General features: G+C 62.9%; 16 protein-coding genes. 12 read left to right on the plus strand and 4 right to left on the minus strand.

Features of this window, described 5'->3' with window-relative positions; all coding sequences use genetic code 11:
* The first annotated feature begins 1 nt into the window (after position 1).
* The 6 genes from JNO51_RS08710 to cobU are packed head-to-tail and all read left to right on the plus strand — an operon-like array spanning position 2 to position 5,275.
* Positions 2-1,303, plus strand: a complete 1,302-nt coding sequence (locus JNO51_RS08710; protein WP_215776098.1) for a cobyrinate a,c-diamide synthase — start codon at positions 2-4, stop codon at positions 1,301-1,303.
* On the plus strand, positions 1,303-2,337 hold the full coding sequence (gene cobT, locus JNO51_RS08715) for a nicotinate-nucleotide--dimethylbenzimidazole phosphoribosyltransferase (protein WP_215776100.1): 1,035 nt from the start codon (positions 1,303-1,305) through the stop codon (positions 2,335-2,337). Before JNO51_RS08710 ends, cobT (JNO51_RS08715) begins: the two co-directional genes overlap by 1 nt.
* Positions 2,337-3,107 carry an adenosylcobinamide-GDP ribazoletransferase gene (locus JNO51_RS08720; RefSeq protein ID WP_215776101.1) on the plus strand — a complete coding sequence of 257 codons (771 nt, stop codon included), beginning with the start codon at positions 2,337-2,339 and terminating at the stop codon, positions 3,105-3,107. The genes cobT (JNO51_RS08715) and JNO51_RS08720 overlap by 1 nt, the downstream gene beginning before the upstream one ends.
* A gap of 26 nt (positions 3,108-3,133) precedes the next feature.
* Complete coding sequence (gene cobT / locus JNO51_RS08725; protein WP_215776104.1) at positions 3,134-4,168, plus strand: nicotinate-nucleotide--dimethylbenzimidazole phosphoribosyltransferase; 1,035 nt, start codon at positions 3,134-3,136, stop codon at positions 4,166-4,168.
* Between the two features lie 4 nt (positions 4,169-4,172).
* Positions 4,173-4,739: a histidine phosphatase family protein gene (locus JNO51_RS08730; RefSeq protein WP_215776107.1), complete on the plus strand. Its 567-nt coding sequence runs from the start codon at positions 4,173-4,175 to the stop codon at positions 4,737-4,739.
* The gene (gene cobU / locus JNO51_RS08735) at positions 4,724-5,275 is read left to right on the plus strand and encodes a bifunctional adenosylcobinamide kinase/adenosylcobinamide-phosphate guanylyltransferase (RefSeq protein ID WP_215776111.1); all 552 of its coding nucleotides are present in this window, start codon (positions 4,724-4,726) and stop codon (positions 5,273-5,275) included. Before JNO51_RS08730 ends, cobU begins: the two co-directional genes overlap by 16 nt.
* 3 nt (positions 5,276-5,278) lie before the next feature.
* Here the strand turns inward: cobU and JNO51_RS08740 are convergent, their stop codons facing one another.
* Entirely contained in the window at positions 5,279-5,710 is a 432-nt protein-coding gene (locus JNO51_RS08740; RefSeq protein WP_215776113.1) for a pyridoxamine 5'-phosphate oxidase family protein, read from the minus strand.
* A gap of 174 nt (positions 5,711-5,884) precedes the next feature.
* Here JNO51_RS08740 and JNO51_RS08745 point away from each other — a divergent pair, with 174 nt between their 5' ends.
* The 4 genes from JNO51_RS08745 to JNO51_RS08760 all read left to right on the plus strand — a co-directional run bounded on the left by JNO51_RS08745 (position 5,885) and on the right by JNO51_RS08760 (position 9,817).
* Positions 5,885-7,159 carry an SGNH/GDSL hydrolase family protein gene (locus JNO51_RS08745; RefSeq protein ID WP_215776116.1) on the plus strand — a complete coding sequence of 425 codons (1,275 nt, stop codon included), beginning with the start codon at positions 5,885-5,887 and terminating at the stop codon, positions 7,157-7,159.
* 43 nt (positions 7,160-7,202) lie between these two features.
* Positions 7,203-7,976 carry a CDP-diacylglycerol diphosphatase gene (locus JNO51_RS08750; protein WP_215776118.1) on the plus strand — a complete coding sequence of 258 codons (774 nt, stop codon included), beginning with the start codon at positions 7,203-7,205 and terminating at the stop codon, positions 7,974-7,976.
* Complete coding sequence (locus JNO51_RS08755; RefSeq protein WP_215776121.1) at positions 7,973-8,422, plus strand: GNAT family N-acetyltransferase; 450 nt, start codon at positions 7,973-7,975, stop codon at positions 8,420-8,422. The genes JNO51_RS08750 and JNO51_RS08755 overlap by 4 nt, the downstream gene beginning before the upstream one ends.
* Positions 8,423-8,506: 84 nt before the next feature.
* A complete protein-coding gene (locus JNO51_RS08760) occupies positions 8,507-9,817 on the plus strand; it encodes an SGNH/GDSL hydrolase family protein (protein ID WP_215776124.1) in 1,311 nt (436 codons plus the stop codon).
* On the opposite strand, the gene JNO51_RS08765 is transcribed toward JNO51_RS08760, so the two are convergent.
* Together JNO51_RS08765 and JNO51_RS08770 are read right to left on the minus strand one after the other, a co-directional pair.
* Positions 9,804-11,561, minus strand: coding sequence for an NAD-dependent malic enzyme (locus JNO51_RS08765; RefSeq protein WP_215776127.1), 1,758 nt, complete (start codon positions 11,559-11,561; stop codon positions 9,804-9,806). The genes JNO51_RS08760 and JNO51_RS08765 overlap by 14 nt on opposite strands.
* 103 nt (positions 11,562-11,664) lie before the next feature.
* Complete coding sequence (locus JNO51_RS08770; protein WP_215776129.1) at positions 11,665-12,426, minus strand: sulfite exporter TauE/SafE family protein; 762 nt, start codon at positions 12,424-12,426, stop codon at positions 11,665-11,667.
* A gap of 107 nt (positions 12,427-12,533) precedes the next feature.
* Between JNO51_RS08770 and JNO51_RS08775 the strand changes: the two genes are divergently transcribed.
* Together JNO51_RS08775 and JNO51_RS08780 are read left to right on the plus strand one after the other, a co-directional pair.
* A complete protein-coding gene (locus JNO51_RS08775; RefSeq protein ID WP_215776131.1) occupies positions 12,534-13,442 on the plus strand; it encodes a LysR substrate-binding domain-containing protein in 909 nt (302 codons plus the stop codon).
* A gap of 14 nt (positions 13,443-13,456) precedes the next feature.
* Positions 13,457-14,338, plus strand: coding sequence for a Kdo hydroxylase family protein (locus JNO51_RS08780; RefSeq protein WP_215776133.1), 882 nt, complete (start codon positions 13,457-13,459; stop codon positions 14,336-14,338).
* Here JNO51_RS08780 and JNO51_RS08785 read toward each other — a convergent pair.
* Entirely contained in the window at positions 14,335-15,951 is a 1,617-nt protein-coding gene (locus tag JNO51_RS08785; protein WP_215776135.1) for a methyl-accepting chemotaxis protein, read from the minus strand. The two genes, JNO51_RS08780 and JNO51_RS08785, sit on opposite strands and share 4 nt — an antisense overlap.
* Between the last annotated feature and the right edge of the window lie 140 nt (positions 15,952-16,091).

The following is a 16,091-nucleotide window of genomic DNA, read 5'->3' on the forward strand; positions in this document are numbered from 1 at the left end:
CATGCTGCGCCATTGCCCCGCCCTGATGATGACGGCCCCGGCTTCGCACCAGGGCAAGACCACGCTGACGGCCGGTCTGGCCCGCTACCACCGCGATCAGGGTCGGCGTGTGCGGGTGTTCAAGGTCGGCCCGGATTTTCTTGACCCCTACGTGCTGGAGCAGGCCTCCGGTGCCCCGGTCGAATCGCTGGATCTGTGGATGACCGGCGAGGCCGATTGTCGTGCCAGACTCTACCAGGCGGCAGCCGAGGCGGATCTGATTCTGGTGGAAGGCAGCATGGGGCTGTTTGACGGCACGCCCTCGTCGGCCGACCTGGCGGAGCGTTTCGGCTTGCCGCTGGTGGCGGTGATTGACGCGGCCGGCATGGCACAGACCTTTGGGGCCATCGCCCTGGGCCTCAGCAGCCTGCGCCCGGCGCTGCGCTTTCACGGCGTGCTGGCCAACCATGTCGCCGGCGCGCGCCACGCAGAAATGCTGCAACAGGGCATACCGTCCTTTATCCCTTACATGGGATATGTCGCCCGGCAAAGCGAGATGGGCCTGCCGGAACGGCATCTCGGTCTGGTGCAGGCGCAGGAAATCGCCGATCTGGAGGCCCGGCTGCAACGTGCGGCAGCACAGATGGCGAACACCGGCCTGGCCGCGCTGCCGCCGGCCGTGACATTCGCCCCCGTCGAACAACCGGCCATCCGGCCGCACCTGACGGGGTGCCGCATCGCCATTGCGCGGGATGCGGCTTTTTCCTTCCTCTATCCAGCCAATCTGCAATGTCTGCGGGCCTTGGGGGCCGAACTGTCATTCTTCTCGCCGCTGGCGGATCAACCGCTGCCGGACTGCGATGCGGTCTGGCTGCCGGGCGGTTATCCGGAACTGCATCTCGCCCGCCTGTCGGACTGCCGCGTCACAGCGGCCGCTCTGGCACAGCATGTCACGGCCGGCAAACCCCTGTACGCGGAATGCGGCGGCATGCTCTACCTGCTGGACCGGCTCACTGACCGTCATGGCCAGTCCGGCATGCTGCTCGGTCTGCTGCCCGGTCATGCCACCATGGGACAAAGGCTGGCCGCACTCGGGCTGCAGCAGGTCGAGCTGGATGGTCAGATTTTGCGCGGTCACACCTTTCACTACTCCAGCCTGCACACGGCACTGACACCGCTGACGCATGCCCGCCGGGCCAGTGGCACGCAAGCGGGCGAGGCCGTTTATGCACATGGCCCGATCCTGGCGAGCTATCTGCACGCCTGGTTCCCCTCCAACCCATTGGCTGCCAGCCGGTTGTTTGGCGGCCCCAGGACTGACTGATGCAGATTCCATTCATTGAGCCGATTGCCAACCCTGAGCTGGCGAACCGGCTTCAGGCCGCCATCGACAACAAGACCAAGCCGCTCGGCAGCCTGGGCAAACTGGAAACCCTGGCACGGCAGATCGGCCTGATCCAGCAGACCACCGACGTGCAGATCACCCGGCCCGCCATGGTGATTTACGCTGCCGATCATGGCGTGACAGCGGAAAAGATTTCGCTCTACCCCGCCTGTGTCACCCGGCAGATGGTGGAGAACTTCCTGGCCGGTGGTGCCGCCAGCAGTGTGCTGGCGCGGCAACATGGCTTCGAAGTGCACATCGTTGACGGCGGCGTCGACCATGATTTTGCGCCGCGCCCCGACCTGATCGACTGCAAGGTGCGGCATGGCAGCCGCAATTTTGTTCATGAGCCGGCCATGACGCGTGCGGAATGCGAGCTGGCCATGCAGCGAGCCATGGCAGTGGTGGCCGGCCTCTGCGGCAATGTGGTGGCCTTTGGTGAAAAAGGCATTGGCAATACCACGCCGTCGGCGGCGCTGATGCACCTGATGACCGACATCCCGCTGGCACAGTGCGTCGGGGCAGGCACCGGGCTGTCTGCCGCCGGCATCTCGCACAAGCAGCAGGTCATCGAACGTGCCCTGGCGCGTCATGGACGGCCGCCAGACCCGCTGGACATCATGGCCTGCTATGGTGGCATTGAGATTGCCATGATGGCCGCCGGCATGCTGCAGGCTGCCGCGCTGCGCAAGGTGGTGCTGATCGATGGTTTCATCGCCACCAGTGCCCTGCTGGTGGCACTGCGCCTGCAGCCGGCGCTGCTGGACTACTGTGTGTTCTCTCATTGCTCGGATGAGCATGGCCACGCACGCATGCTGTCTTTCCTCGGCGTTGAGCCGCTGCTGCATCTGAACCTGCGCCTGGGCGAGGCCACGGGCTGCGCGCTGGCCCTGCCCTATGTGCGGGCCGCCGTGAATTTTCTGCGCGAGATGGCCACCTTCCAGTCCGCGGCCGTGAGCGAGGCCACGCCGTGATGAACCCTTTGCGCCGATTTTTCATTGCCCTGCAGTTCTTTACCTGCATCCCGATCCCGCGCTGGGTAGGATTCGACAGCAACTGGCTGAGCCACGCGGCCGGTTTTTTCCCGCTGGTCGGTCTGCTGGTCGGCGCCCTCACCAGCGCCATCCTGTTGCTGGCACAACACTGGCTGCCCCTGCCGGTCGCCATTGTGCTGTCGATGGCCTTCAGCACCTATCTGACCCGCGCCATGCACGAAGATGGTTTTGCCGACGTCTGTGACGGCTTTGGCGGGGGCTGGGAGCGCGAACGGGTGCTGGCGATCATGAAGGACTCCTGCGTCGGCAGTTTCGGCCTGGTCGGCATGCTGCTGATCTGCGGACTGAAATTTGTCAGCCTGAGCCAGCTGCCCGCAGGCGGGCTGCCGGCCGCCCTGCTGCTGGCCCATCCGGTTTCCCGCTTCATGGCCACCCTGCTGATCTGGCGCCTCGACTATGCCCGCAGCGGTGACAGCAAAGCACGCGCGGTGGCACAGCACATGAGTCATGGCGATTTTGCCCTGGCCCTGCTCAGCGGCCTGTTGCCCGCCTTGTGGCTGGCGCACTGGCTCGGTCTGCCGGCACGGGCCCTGATGCTGGCTGTGTTGCTGGCCGCCGTGAGCACGCTCTGGCTGGCCCGACTGTTCGTGCGCCGCATCGGCGGCTACACCGGCGACTGCCTGGGCGCCGTGCAGCAGGTCAGCGAAGTCGCCCTCTATCTTGGCCTGTTGGCCGCACTACCTCATTGATCCTTATAACAACTTCAGGAGCAGACATGCAGATCCCCTATATCAAACCAACCCACGATCTGGGACTGGCTGAAAGACTCAAAGCAGCCATCGACAACAAGACCAAGCCGATCGGCAGCCTGGGACGTCTGGAAGAACTGGCCAGCCAGCTCGGTCTGATCCAGCAGCGCGTGGAAATTGAACTGAACCAGCCGGCCATCCTGGTCTTTGCCGGCGACCACGGTGTCGTGGCCGAAGGCGTGTCGGCCTATCCTCAGGACGTCACTTGGCAGATGGTGGAAAACTTCCTGGCCAATGGCGCCGCCATCAACGTGTTTGCGCGCCAGACCGGCTGCGCCCTGCATGTGGTGGATGCCGGGGTGAACCATGATTTTGGCGTGCGTGATGGCCTGATCGACCGCAAGGTCGCCCCCGGCACGGCCAACTTTGCCCGGCAAGCAGCCATGACGCCCGAGCAGTGTGCCCTGGCACTGGAACGCGGCATGTCGCTGGCCCGTGACATCCCGGGCAACGTCATCGGTTTCGGTGAGATGGGGATCGGCAATACCACGGCAGCCGCGGCACTGATGCACGTACTGACTGGTTCACCGGTGGCCGACTGCGTCGGTGCCGGCACCGGACTGAGCAGCGAGGGCATTCTGCACAAGCAGAAGGTGATCGAGGCTGCCGTGGCCAGGCATGGCAAGCTGTGCGACCCGCAAAGCGTGCTGGCCACCTTCGGGGGGTTTGAAATCGCCATGATGGCCGGCGCCATGCTGCAATCGGCTGCCATGCGCAAACTGCTGCTGATCGATGGTTTTATCACCAGCAGCGCCCTGCTGGTGGCGTCACAGATGGAACCAGCCATTCTTGACTACTGCGTGTTCGCCCATGCGTCGCAGGAGAACGGCCACGCGCGCATGCTGGCCAGACTGGGTGCCAAGCCGTTGCTGCACCTCGACCTGCGCCTCGGCGAAGGCACCGGTGCGGCACTGGCCCTGCCTATCGTACAGGCCGCGGTGAATTTCATGCGCGAGATGGCGACCTTCCAGTCTGCCGCTGTCAGCCAGCAGTGCCAGTAAGCGTATGGCACTGTGGTTGATTCGACATCCTCGCCCCGAGCAGGCGGACGGCCGCTGTTATGGCCGCAGTGACCTCGGGGTCAGCGATCAGGCCCTGACAGAGGCAGGGCAGGCTCTGCGGGCAGCGCTGCCCGCAGGCGTGCCCCTGTATAGCAGTCCGCTGCAGCGTTGTGCCCGGCTGGCCGAAGTCCTGGCCCCCGGGCAGGTGCTGTACGATGATCGCCTGATGGAAATGGATTTTGGCTGCTGGGAAAACCGCCTCTGGCAGGATATCAATCCGGCTGAGGTCGACGCCTGGACACAGGATCTGCGGCATTACCGGCCTGGCGGGGGCGAAAGCCTCTGGCAGATGACCGGCCGGCTGCAGTCCTTTTGCCAGACCCTGGCGGACGCCGGTATCCGGGATGCCGTCCTGGTGTGTCATGCCGGCGTGATCCGGCTGTTGCTGGCACTCAGCCAGGGGCTGCCACCCGAAACGGCGGCTCAGGGCATGCACCAGATCGGCTACGGCACCATGCTCACCCTGTCATCCGACTGGCTGGGCCGGGAGAAACCATGTCTTGCACCTTGATCATGGGCGGGGCGCGCTCCGGTAAAAGTGCCCATGCCGAGTCGCTGGCACAGGCCAGTGGCAAGGAGGTGATCTATATCGCCACATCCCAGAGCGGGGATGTCGAGATGGCGGATCGCATTGCCCGGCATCGGGCACAACGACCGGCGCACTGGCTGACCGTGGAAGAGCCACTGGCCCTGGCCGACACCCTGCAGCGCCACAGTCGGCCGGACAATCTGCTGCTGGTCGATTGCCTGACGCTGTGGCTGAGCAATCTGCTGTTCGACCGTGACCAGCCATACCCGGAGGTCGGTCCGATTGCCTTGCCGGCACGCTTTGGCGAACAACGCCAGGCCCTGCTGCAGGTCCTGCCGACACTGCCGGGCGAGGTCTTGCTGGTCAGCAATGAAGTCGGCATGGGGATCGTTCCCTGGGGCGCAGTATCACGCACCTTTGCCGATGAGGCCGGTCGGCTGAATCAGGCGGTGGCACGGCAGTGCCAGCAGGTGGTGATGCTGCTGGCCGGTCTGCCGCTGGTGCTGAAAGGGCCCTGAGCCTTACTCCAGCCAGAGCGGATGGGTCTGCCCGTCCGCGCCCACCGTTCCTTCCGGCTGGCTGACCAGCGGCGCCACCTCGCTGACCTGCAGCAGGATCACGCTGTCGATCGGCCACTGGCCTGCGGTTCTGGCCAGCAAGGGGCGTCTGACATCGGCAAAACGTGCATCCTCCGGACCGACCAGTTGCGCACGCCCCTGAAGACGCAAGCCGCTCAGGCCGCTCTGATCGAGCAGACTGACACTGGCTTGCTGATTGTGCCGGACGTTGTTGACCGTTTGTGCCGAGGCAATATTGGCAATCACCAGGTCGGCCTCCCCGTACGGGGCAAACACGGCCTTGGGGCTCACCATCGGCCGACCCTGCACATCGACCGAGGCCAGCCAGCACAGGCGGGTTTGCTCGACCAGGGTACGAAATGCTTGTCGCTGCATCGACATCTCCTTACGCAATTATCATCAAAGATGAAAAAAAGGTAACAACATACCCATAGGCAGTCGCAAACTGGACTAAGTTCCGGCAGGCAGTTCAGGCATCTCCATTCATCATCAAGGCTTAAGCCCCATCGGTTTGAACCAGAGGGAACCTGTGATTGAGGAGGCTTGCCGATGCGACGGCCCACCATGCCCATCCTGACCCGACTGCTGTGCGGGCTGTCCCTCCTGCTGCTGTCCGCCCGGCTGCCGGCCGGCGAGACCCATACCTTTCTGCGCTGCTACTACAAACAGGTCGCCGGCAATCAGAACCCGGAGACCGGCTATGTCTGGGCACAGGACCCCGCGGGTAACGATTACCGGGTCTACGGTCACTGGGTACGCCAGGGCAAGCCCAGCTGGGTCAGCATGTTTTACAGCAACAGCACACCGGGGGCACTGGAGGCGGCGTGCCAGGCAACGCTGTCGCGCCAGCACAAGCCGGGACCGCTGGTCATGCTGGCCGCAGCGGACAAGCGGGCCTCTTACAACTACACCATCTGGACCCGGGAAGCCGCGCTGCCGCTCGCGGCGGGTCAGCGCTTTAACCGTCTGATCAGTTTCGGCGACAGCCTTTCTGACACTCAGAACCTGTTCAGTGGTTCGCAGTGGATCATGCCGGACAGGCACAGCTGGTTCATCGGCCGCTTCAGCAATGGGCCGGTGTGGGTGGAACACCTGGCCCGCATGCTGGGACTACCGCTGTATAACTGGGCAGTCGGCGGGGCCGCCGGAGAGCGTCATCTGGTGGTTCCCGGCCTGGTGCAACAGGTAGATTCGTGGCGCGGCTACATGCAGGCCGATCCCGATTATCGCGCGGAGCAATCCTTGTTCAGCGTGCTGATCGGGGCGAATGACCTGTTCAACTATGGCCGCACCCCCTCGGAGAGCATCGCCGCCATTCGACAGGCACTGCAGACGCTGGCGGATGCCGGTGCCCGGCATCTCCTGCTGCTGAATCTGCCGGACCTGAGTCGCACACCGGCGGCCGCGCATCGTGACCGCCTGCTGCTGCGCCAACAGGTACGCGACTTCAATCACCAGCTGGCCGGTCTGGTACAGACGCTGCGTCAGGGGCATCTGGCACTCGACATCACCCTGTTCGATACCGAAGCCATGTTCAATGACTTGCTGGACCGCCCCTGGTATTACGAGATGGACAATACGGCACAATCCTGCCTCGACCTGCCGGCGCATCCGCTGCTGCCCTACAACATTCGCCAAACCCTGCGCGCTGACTGTATCGAGGCCGATCGCTATGTGTTTTGGGATACGCTGCACCCCACGACGCGCACACACAAACTGCTGGCACACCATGTCCTGCAATTTGCCCGGCAACAAGGCATGTGGCTGGGCGGCGACAGGGCGGCGGCACCACAGGCCAATCAAATATTGCTGGACGAGCGCTAAGGCAGATTGAATAATCAGCCCCATCGCATCGCCGGAGCCAGACATGACCTTGTTGCGCCTGCGCCCTCTGCTGATTTGCCTTCTCTGCTGCCTGCCACTGGCCGCCTGCGCCGATCCCGATGCCTTGTGGCGCATCGTTCACGAGCAATGTGTGCCGAGTCAGCAGCAGGGTCAGCAACCCCCGGCCCCCTGCGACAACGTCGACCTGAGCCGGGGCGAAGCACAGGGCACCGCCTTGCTGAAGGACCGGCATGGCTGGCTGCAATACCTGCTGTTGCCCACGGCCAGAGTCAGCGGCATCGAGTCCCCCTGGCTACTGAACGACAGCGCCCCCAATTACTTTGCCGCAGCCTGGCAGGCGCGCAGCGCCATGGCTCGCCGTCGCGGCCAGGCCATCGACCGCACGGACGTCGCCCTCACCGTCAATTCCCGGCCGGGACGCAGCCAGAATCAGCTGCACATCCATATTTCCTGCGTCAGCCTGGCCCTCAAGCATCGTCTGGCGGAGTTGGCACCCTCGCTGGGTACGGCATGGCAACCCCTGCCGGGCGGACTGAATGGTCATGCCTATCAGGTCCGCCTACTGCATGACGCCACACTGAGCACACTCAATCCCTTCAAGGTGCTGGCTGCGTCGCTGCCCGGTGCGCAGCAAAGCATGGCCGAGCAGACGCTGGCGGCTGTCGGCGCCCGCTTTGCCGATGGCTCGGAAGGGTTTTATCTGCTGACCGACAAAGCAGACCTGCTGCATGGCGACTTTGCTTCGTCGGAGGGCGATGTCCAGGATCACGATTGCCAGGTGTTACGTCAGCCATGAACCAGAATCTGATGTCTTTCCGGCTGGCGACGCCAGCCCAGCGCCAGGAAGCCCAGGCGTTTTATGATCTCTGCGGCTATGCCGGCACCGAGATTGCCCCCCATGACCGGGTTCTGCTGGCCAGGCGCGGTGATCAGCTGGTAGGGATTGTACGGCTGTGCCCGGAGGCAGGTTTTTGCTGTCTGCGCGGCATGCAGGTCCTGCCGGACTACCGACGCCTCGGTATTGGCTCGCAACTATTGGGGCATCTGCTGCCGCTGATCGGCGACGAACCCTGTCTGTCGCTGCCGTTCCGGCATCTGGAACGTTTTTATGGCCAGATTGGCCTGCAGCGGCTGGCGCTGGCCGATTTGCCGGGGGTGCTGCAGCAACGCATGCAGGCGTACCAGACGCTGGGTATTGACGTGATTGCCATGGGGCGAGGCTGGCCCCCCGTCGGGGCCTGATCACCCGACCAGTCGCCAGTTTTGGCGTTCGACGCCACGATGCGGTCGTTATCACTCTGACGGCATAGCCGCGACGACCACATTATGAGCAAATCATTCCGCTGCCGTCTCCTGGCGCTCTGTTGGTGCGCTTTCACGACGGCCGCCCTGGCCAGCCCCCAGCCTGACGATCGTCTGGACGGCGTTCTGTCCGTTCAGCACCCACTCTCGGCAAGCGAATTGCACCGGCAACCCCGGATCACCCCCTTGCCGTTCGACAAACCCACGTTTACCTATTTGCGCTGCCATTATCGCCAGAGCAATGACCCCAACCACCCGGAAAGTGCCTATCTGTGGGCGCGCGACCCGGCTTCGGGAGACTACTTCCGCCTGCAGGGCGTCTGGCGTGCCGGCGGCATTCTGCCCTGGCGCAGCATGTTTTACAGCGATGCCACGCAAGCCAGTCTGCGCGAAGTCTGCCGGCAGACCCTGCGTGACCAGGCAGGGGGCCGCGAACCGGTCATGGTCTCGGCGGCCAATAATGCCCTCTCCTACAACCACACCATCTGGTCGCTGGCCAGCATCGACCCATCGGCCGGCCTGGAAAGGCTGATAGCCTTTGGTGACAGCCTGTCGGACACGCAGAACATGTATGCCATGTCTCAGTGGCGGCTGCCGCAAAACCAAACCTGGTTTCTCGGGCGGTTCAGCAATGACCGGGTCTGGGTGGAACGGCTGGCGGAGCGCTTGTCTTTACCGCATTACAACTGGGCTATCGGCGGTGCCGCGGGAGATCGCAAGGTCGTGTTGCCCGGCTTGCGCCAGCAGGTGGCCTCCTGGCAGGAGTACGCCCGGGCTGATCCGGCCTACCGGCCGGAACGCAGCCTGTTTACCTTGTGGATTGGCGGCAACGATCTGATCAACTACGGACGGACACCCGAGCAGGTGATTGGGGATCTGGACAGCGCCCTGAGCCAGCTGATTGCCCAGGGCGCACGTCATTTGCTGGTCCTGAATCTGCCGGATCTGGCGCAGACTCCGCTGGCCCGGGCGGGCAACCAGAGTCAGCAACTGGGACGCCAGGTCGACACCTTCAACCGCTTGTTGGCGGCCTTGCTGGAAACACTGCGCCAGCGTCACGGCAGTTCACTGCAGTTACATCTGTTTGATGCGCATGCGCTGTTCGACGATGTGATTGCCCGGCCACAGCAGTACCAGGTCGAGAATGTCCGTGACAACTGCCTGGCGATTCAGCCCGACAGCAAGCTGCCCTATTTCGGGCATTACACCCCGAGTCCGGCATGCCGCAACGCCGACCGCTACCTGTTCTGGGACCCGCTGCACCCGACGGCACATACCCATCAGGTGCTGGCAGATCGCGTCGCCGCCCTGCTGCAGGCAGCTACCAGGTCATGACGTCATCACGATGCGTGACATGACGCAGGATCGGGTAGCGCGGCTCCCAGATATGGGCACGAATCGTCGGCTCGATGCGATCCAGTGTCATGTCACCGTCCAGCAGGCCCTCATGGAAGGCGCGCAGGCCGACGGCCAGTGCCACACAGTAAGAAACACGGCGCAGGTCGCTGACCGGCGGCAGCAGGTTGGCACGCGGGTTGGCGCGTGCCGGCGAGATGGCAGCCAGCGCCTTGGCGGCGGCCATGAACAGACTGTCGGGGATGGTCTGGATTTTCAGCGCCACGGCCGCCAGGCCGACGCCGGGGAAGATGTAGGAATTATTGGTCTGGTCGATCTTGAAGGCACGGCCATCCCGCTCCACCGGCTCGAACGGACTGCCGGTGCCAATAATGGCGTGACCGGCTGTCCAGGCCAGCAGATCAGCTGGCCGGGCTTCGCTGTTGGCAGTCGGGTTGGACAAAGGAAAGATCACCGGCTGCGCGACATGACGTGCCATCTCGCGGACGACGGCTTCGCTGAAACCACCGCGCTGCCCGGAAACGCCGATCAGAACCGTCGGGTGGGCATGCCGCATGACATCGAGCAGGCTGTACTGGCCATGCTCTGCCGGCCCCCAGTCAGCGACGGCAGCCGCAGGCTGGACGAAACGCTGCTGGAAGGATTCCAGACCACTGGATGAGGGCAAGCCCTCGACCAGCAGGCCATGGCGGTCGACCAGCCAGAAGCGGCGATCGGCCTCTTCCGGGGTCAGGCCGGCCTCGACCAGGGCACGGTGAATCAGCGCAGCAATGCCGCAGCCGGCGGAACCGGCCCCCAGTACGGCAATGCGCTGTTCGGTCAGCGGCACGCCAGTGACATTGATGGCGGCCAGCAGTGTGCCGGTGGCGACGGCTGCGGTGCCCTGAATATCATCGTTGAAGGTACACAGTTGCTCGCGATAGCGCCCGAGCAGACGGTTGGCATTGTGTTTGGCGAAGTCTTCCCACTGCAGCAGCACATGGGGCCAGCGCTCGCGCACGGCACTGACGAACTCCTCGATGAAGGCATCGTATTCGGCGCCGCGTACGCGCTGGTGGCGCCAGCCGACATAGAGCGGATCCGCCAGACAATCCGCATTGTCGGTACCGACATCCAGCATGATCGGCAAGGTCGTGCGCGGATTCAGTCCGCTGCAGGCGACGTACAGTGCCAGCTTGCCAATCGGGATGCCCATGCCGCCCGCCCCCTGATCGCCCAGACCAAGGATGCGCTCGCCGTCGGTCACCACAATGGCCTCGACGGCATCGAAATGCGGATGGGACAGGATCTGGCGAATCAGATGCTTGTGCGGATAGCTGAGAAACAGGCCACGCGGACGGCGATACAGATGACTGAAGCGCTGGCAGCCGGCGCCGACGGTCGGGGTATAGATCAGCGGCAGCATCTCTTCGATGTTTTGCGTCAGCAAGGCGTAAAACAGCGTTTCGTTGCTGTCCTGCAAATCGCGCAGCATCACATAGCGGTCCAGGTCGCTGTCCAGCGCACGCAAGGCCTGCAGGCGACGGGCCACCTGCTCTTCCAGCGTCTGGATCGAGGGCGGCAGAAAACCATGCAGATGCAGCTCGTCACGTTCGGCCTCGGTAAAGGCCGTGCCCTTGTTCAGCAGCGGGTTGGACAGGACGTCGAATTCCCGCAGATCGGTTTCAATACTGAGTGGTTCGGCGTAGCGGATGCGATCGTCGGACTGGTGGGTAGCGCGCATGCTGACTCTTTCTCGGGAGGATAGCCGCTATTTTCCGGCAAACAGCGGCCCCGCCCCATGCGAATTTTGCATGGGGTCACACAAGAAAATCATTGCGGAACAATCAGCGCAGGAACAACCACAGGGTCAGCAAGCCCCCCACCAGCACGACAAAGCCGCGCAGCCACTTTTCCGGTAAACGGTGCATCAGCCAGGAGCCCAGCACGCCACCGCCGATCCCGCCAAGGCCAAGCGCCAGCGCGGCTTGCCAGTTGATCAGGGGGGAAAAGGCGAAAATGACCACGGCGGAAGCATTCATGGTCATGGCCAGGGCGTTCTTGGTGGCAGTGGCGGTCCTGACCGCCTGTCCGGCCACCGTGAGGGCCGCCAGCATCAGAATACCGATGCCGCCGCCGAAGTAGCCGCCATACAGCGCAATCCCGCCCTGGATGGCCAGCAAGGCCCCATAGGGAATCTGGGCCACGCCGACCGGGCCCGGCTTGCGCAGAAAGCTGCCCCAGAAAAACACGCCGGTGGCAAACAACACCAGCCAGGGCACCAGACGTGTAAACACACTGACCGGCGTAGACAGCAACAGGCAGGCGCCAAACACCCCGCCGGCCAGGCTGAGCCAGAACAGGGTACGAAAGCGCAGCGGCCCCACCCCCTCAACCAGCTTGCGTCCGGCAACGGCAGAGGTGATCTGGCTGGGAAACAGGGCGATGGTGGAGGTCATATTGGCGGCCAGGGGATTGAGGCCGGCCAGCAACAGGGCCGGGAAGGTGATGAATGACCCGCCCCCTGCCAGAACGTTCTGGGTTCCGGCATACAAACCCGCCAGGGCAATCAGCAAAAGGGTTGACCAGCTCAGGGGAACGGCAGTCATGTTGGCTTTCGGTTTTAACAAGAGTAAATAATTTACGACAATTGATATATCATATAAAGCCGTGCCTGACCGACCGGCCTCCGAACGCTGACTACCCCGACACCATCATGATCCGTTTTCGCCAGATTGAAGCTTTTCGCCATCTGATCATCACCGGCACTGGAACGGCTGCAGCCAAGCGCATGCAGATCACCCAGCCGGCCATCAGCCGATTGATTTCCGACCTGGAGGAAGACCTGGGCTTCTCTCTGTTCCGCCGCGAAAAGGGACGGCTGGAGCCGACGGTGGCCGGGCTGCGTTTTTATCGGGCAGTGGAAGAGAACTTTCTTGGACTGGAGCGACTCAAGCAGGTGGCCGACTCGATCCGCAGCGAGGCCTCGGAGAGCCTGAGCATTACCTGCCTGCCGGTCCTGTCGACCACCCTGCTGCCACTGGTGCTGCAGTTGTTCCGGCAAAGCCATCCGGAGGTGGTGGTCAAGGTAGATCCCTGCAGTCTGGGTGAGATCATGGCGCGCCTGCAGGACATGAAGACCGATGTCGCGCTGTCGCTGGAGTTTGCCGAGATTGCCGGTATCGAGATTGAACAGATTTTCGAGGCGCGCATGATGTGCGCCATGCCGGAAAATCATCCGCTGGCAGAAAAGACGCGGATTACGCCGCAGGATCTCGAAGGTCAGAACGTGATCGGCTGGCTGCCCAAAGGCTCGCTGTCCTTCGGGGCCGAGCGTTCGATTTTTGAAAATGCCGGCGTGCAGCCGCATTACACCATCGAAACCAACAATTCTCATACCCGTTACGCCATGGTCGCCAACGGGATGGGCGTTTCGATTGTCGAACCCTTTGCCTATAGCGTCTGGAAAGCCCACGGTGTGACCATCCGGCCCTTCGAACCGGCCCCCAGCTACGGCTATGTACTGGCCTACCCGCGCGCCAGCCTGCGCTCCGAGATCACCGAGGCCTTCCGCCAGGCCGTGCTGGAAGTGGTCAAGGGATTCAATTTCAACGTTAGCCCCTGAAAAGAGGATGCCACATGTCGTCAGACAGCCAGATCGTTACCGCCCGGATCAACCCGGCCGAAGGCCAACCCGCGGATAGCGACCTTTTACTGTCGGCGCTCGAGACCGGCAAAGTATTGCATGTACCCAGCATGCCTTTCGAGACCACGCCTGAAGAGCGACAAATGCTGGATCCGGTCCATGCAGTCAAAGGCCGCAAGAACATCAGCCTGCCCCCGCAGGCCGGACAGCTGATCGGCGTCGACCCGGCCAGTGCCGCCCATGACATCCTGCACGGCCTGGTGGCGCGTTACGCCCGCTCGGCGCGTCAGTGGATTGATCTGCTGTTTCCGGCCTATGCGGCCCACCTGATTGCCGCACCGACCAGTCTGCGCCTGCACCGTGTCGAGACCCGCCACGCCTCCTGGCGCAAGGATGACAGCCGGCTGCATGTCGATGCCTTCCCCTCGAGACCCAATCACGGCGAACGCATCCTGCGCGTCTTCATGAACATCAATCCGCACGGCGAGCCGCGGGTCTGGCGTGTGGGCGAAGCGTTTACGCCCATGGCGCAGCGCTTCCTGCCGCGCCTGCCCGTGCAATGGCCTGGCTCTGCCTGGCTGCAGCACCGCCTGGGCATTACCAAGCGTTATCGCACACGCTACGACCACATCATGCTGAACCTGCACGATGCCATGAAGGCCGACCTGGCCTATCAGGCCGAGTGCCCGCAGGAAACCATCGCCTTTGCGCCCGGGGCTGGCTGGATCTGCTTTTCGGATCATGCCTCGCATGCCGTCATGTCCGGCCAGTTCATGCTGGAGCAGACCTTCTTCCTCAAGCCGGAGCACATGGCCGACCCGCAGCAGGCACCGCTGGCCATGCTGGAAAAGCTGACCGGACGTACGCTGCGCTAAACCCTGAAGCGCCTGATGGTCTCGTGCATGTGCAGCGTCAGCTTGTCCAGGGTGGTGGCCATTTGATGGGTATCGTGCGCCACGACGCTGTTATCGCTGGTCATGGCGGCGATGCGCTCGATCTGTTGCTTGATGGCCAGGCTGACTTCTCCCTGTTCCCGTATGGCGGCACTGATATGGGTCGCCATGCGCACGGCCTCCTCGCTGCCCTGCTGGATATTGCCGATGGTGCTGGTTACCTGTGAGGCGCGTTCGACACCGCGATCAACCAGCGTCACGGCTTCGTCGGTGCTGGTCACCGCCTCGCTGGCACTGTCCTGCATGGCCTTGATGGTCTGGGCAATCTGATTGGTCGAGGAGGTGGTGCGCTCGGCCAGCTTGCGCACCTCGTCGGCCACCACGGCAAACCCCCGCCCGGCCTCCCCGGCACGCGCCGCCTCAATCGCCGCATTCAAGGCCAGCAGGTTGGTCTGTTCGGCGATTTCACTAATCACCTGCGCCACCCCGCCGATCTGCTGACTGCTGTCCACCAGACCATGGATGCATTCGGCGACACTTTTCACCGAACGCGAAATCTCGTGAATGTCACTCACCGTGCTCTCGATCACCACCCGCCCCTGCTGCGCCAGCTCGCCGCTTCGGGCCGACACAGTCGCCGCCTCCTGCGACTGATCGGCGACATAGGCGATGGCATTGGCCATCTGCTCGACATTGGTCGCCATGGCCGAAGCCGCTTCATTTTGCGCCGCACAGCGGGTAGACACCTTGCCGGAGTCCTGGCTCAGCCCCTGCACCATGCAAGCCACTTCACCAATATCGTGATTCAGCGCTTTCATGCTCTGCTGCAGCATCTCGAGCAGACGGTTGAAGGCCTGGATGGTCTGGCCGATTTCATCCTGACGTCCATGCTGAATGCGACGCGAGAAGTCCAGATGATCAATGACTTCGACGACCGTCTTGCGCATGGCCGCCAGCGGCAGCACGGCGGCTCGATACAGCCAGACCATCATCAAAAGGAAGATCGCCAGTACGGTGGCAACGCCGATGACGACACCGGCCTTGACCTCGTTCGCCACCCGAATCATCTCGTCCTGTGTCGAGGCGTATTGCTGGATGGACTGCTTGTTCAAGGCTTCCAGCTGACTGGTCATGGCATCAATGCGAACGTCAAAACCACTGCCGGGTTGTTTCATCATGGCATCGCCAGCCGCCTTGCCCTGCTTGAGGTAGGCATTGGCCATCTGCACACCGCTGTCATGCAAGGCATTCGCCTTGCTCTTGAGCTGGGCAATCTGATCGGCCGAGGAGGGATTGGCTTGCCGGGCCTGGTCCAGCGCCTGCTGCAACAAATCCAGATTGGTTTGAGCCTCTTTGAAGCTGTCGCTGTCACCCGTCAGGCTGGCATCGTTGAGGAATTGCTGAATCTGCACCGTGTTGTACCGCGCCATCGACAAGGCATCGGCAAAGGTATTGGCCTGGGGCAAGGATTGGCTGATCCCGCGATCCAGCGTTGACAATGACCACAGGCACCCCAGCAGCAAGACGCACAACAGCAAGGCCATGGTGCTGGCGAACACCAGCATCATGCCTTTGAAACTGAGTCCGACGCGCATGACACCCCCTGTCAATTTTTGGCGCTGCACAATTTATACTAAAGGCATATAGAAATTGTTAGGTCAGTCAAAACCAATAATCAACAAAAACCTTGGAGAAAGGCCCTGTCGCCGCGTACACACTTGATGCGCAGCGACCC

This window comes from Paludibacterium sp. B53371 (assembly GCF_018802765.1).
Lineage (GTDB): Bacteria > Pseudomonadota > Gammaproteobacteria > Burkholderiales > Chromobacteriaceae > Paludibacterium.

What these genes read in the sequence shown, in the direction of transcription:
- JNO51_RS08780 (WP_215776133.1), top strand. Translation starts at nt 13,457, where the DNA reads ATGTCGTCAGACAGCCAGATCGTTACCGCCCGGATCAACCCGGCCGAA.
- cobT (WP_215776104.1), top strand. Translation starts at nt 3,134, where the DNA reads ATGCAGATCCCCTATATCAAACCAACCCACGATCTGGGACTGGCTGAA.
- JNO51_RS08745 (WP_215776116.1), top strand. Translation starts at nt 5,885, where the DNA reads ATGCGACGGCCCACCATGCCCATCCTGACCCGACTGCTGTGCGGGCTG.
- JNO51_RS08760 (WP_215776124.1), top strand. Translation starts at nt 8,507, where the DNA reads ATGAGCAAATCATTCCGCTGCCGTCTCCTGGCGCTCTGTTGGTGCGCT.
- cobT (WP_215776100.1), top strand. Translation starts at nt 1,303, where the DNA reads ATGCAGATTCCATTCATTGAGCCGATTGCCAACCCTGAGCTGGCGAAC.
- JNO51_RS08755 (WP_215776121.1), top strand. Translation starts at nt 7,973, where the DNA reads ATGAACCAGAATCTGATGTCTTTCCGGCTGGCGACGCCAGCCCAGCGC.
- JNO51_RS08765 (WP_215776127.1), bottom strand. Translation starts at nt 11,561, where the DNA reads ATGCGCGCTACCCACCAGTCCGACGATCGCATCCGCTACGCCGAACCA.
- JNO51_RS08785 (WP_215776135.1), bottom strand. Translation starts at nt 15,951, where the DNA reads ATGCGCGTCGGACTCAGTTTCAAAGGCATGATGCTGGTGTTCGCCAGC.
- JNO51_RS08775 (WP_215776131.1), top strand. Translation starts at nt 12,534, where the DNA reads ATGATCCGTTTTCGCCAGATTGAAGCTTTTCGCCATCTGATCATCACC.
- JNO51_RS08750 (WP_215776118.1), top strand. Translation starts at nt 7,203, where the DNA reads ATGACCTTGTTGCGCCTGCGCCCTCTGCTGATTTGCCTTCTCTGCTGC.
- JNO51_RS08720 (WP_215776101.1), top strand. Translation starts at nt 2,337, where the DNA reads ATGAACCCTTTGCGCCGATTTTTCATTGCCCTGCAGTTCTTTACCTGC.
- cobU (WP_215776111.1), top strand. Translation starts at nt 4,724, where the DNA reads ATGTCTTGCACCTTGATCATGGGCGGGGCGCGCTCCGGTAAAAGTGCC.
- JNO51_RS08740 (WP_215776113.1), bottom strand. Translation starts at nt 5,710, where the DNA reads ATGCAGCGACAAGCATTTCGTACCCTGGTCGAGCAAACCCGCCTGTGC.
- JNO51_RS08730 (WP_215776107.1), top strand. Translation starts at nt 4,173, where the DNA reads ATGGCACTGTGGTTGATTCGACATCCTCGCCCCGAGCAGGCGGACGGC.
- JNO51_RS08710 (WP_215776098.1), top strand. Translation starts at nt 2, where the DNA reads ATGCTGCGCCATTGCCCCGCCCTGATGATGACGGCCCCGGCTTCGCAC.
- JNO51_RS08770 (WP_215776129.1), bottom strand. Translation starts at nt 12,426, where the DNA reads ATGACTGCCGTTCCCCTGAGCTGGTCAACCCTTTTGCTGATTGCCCTG.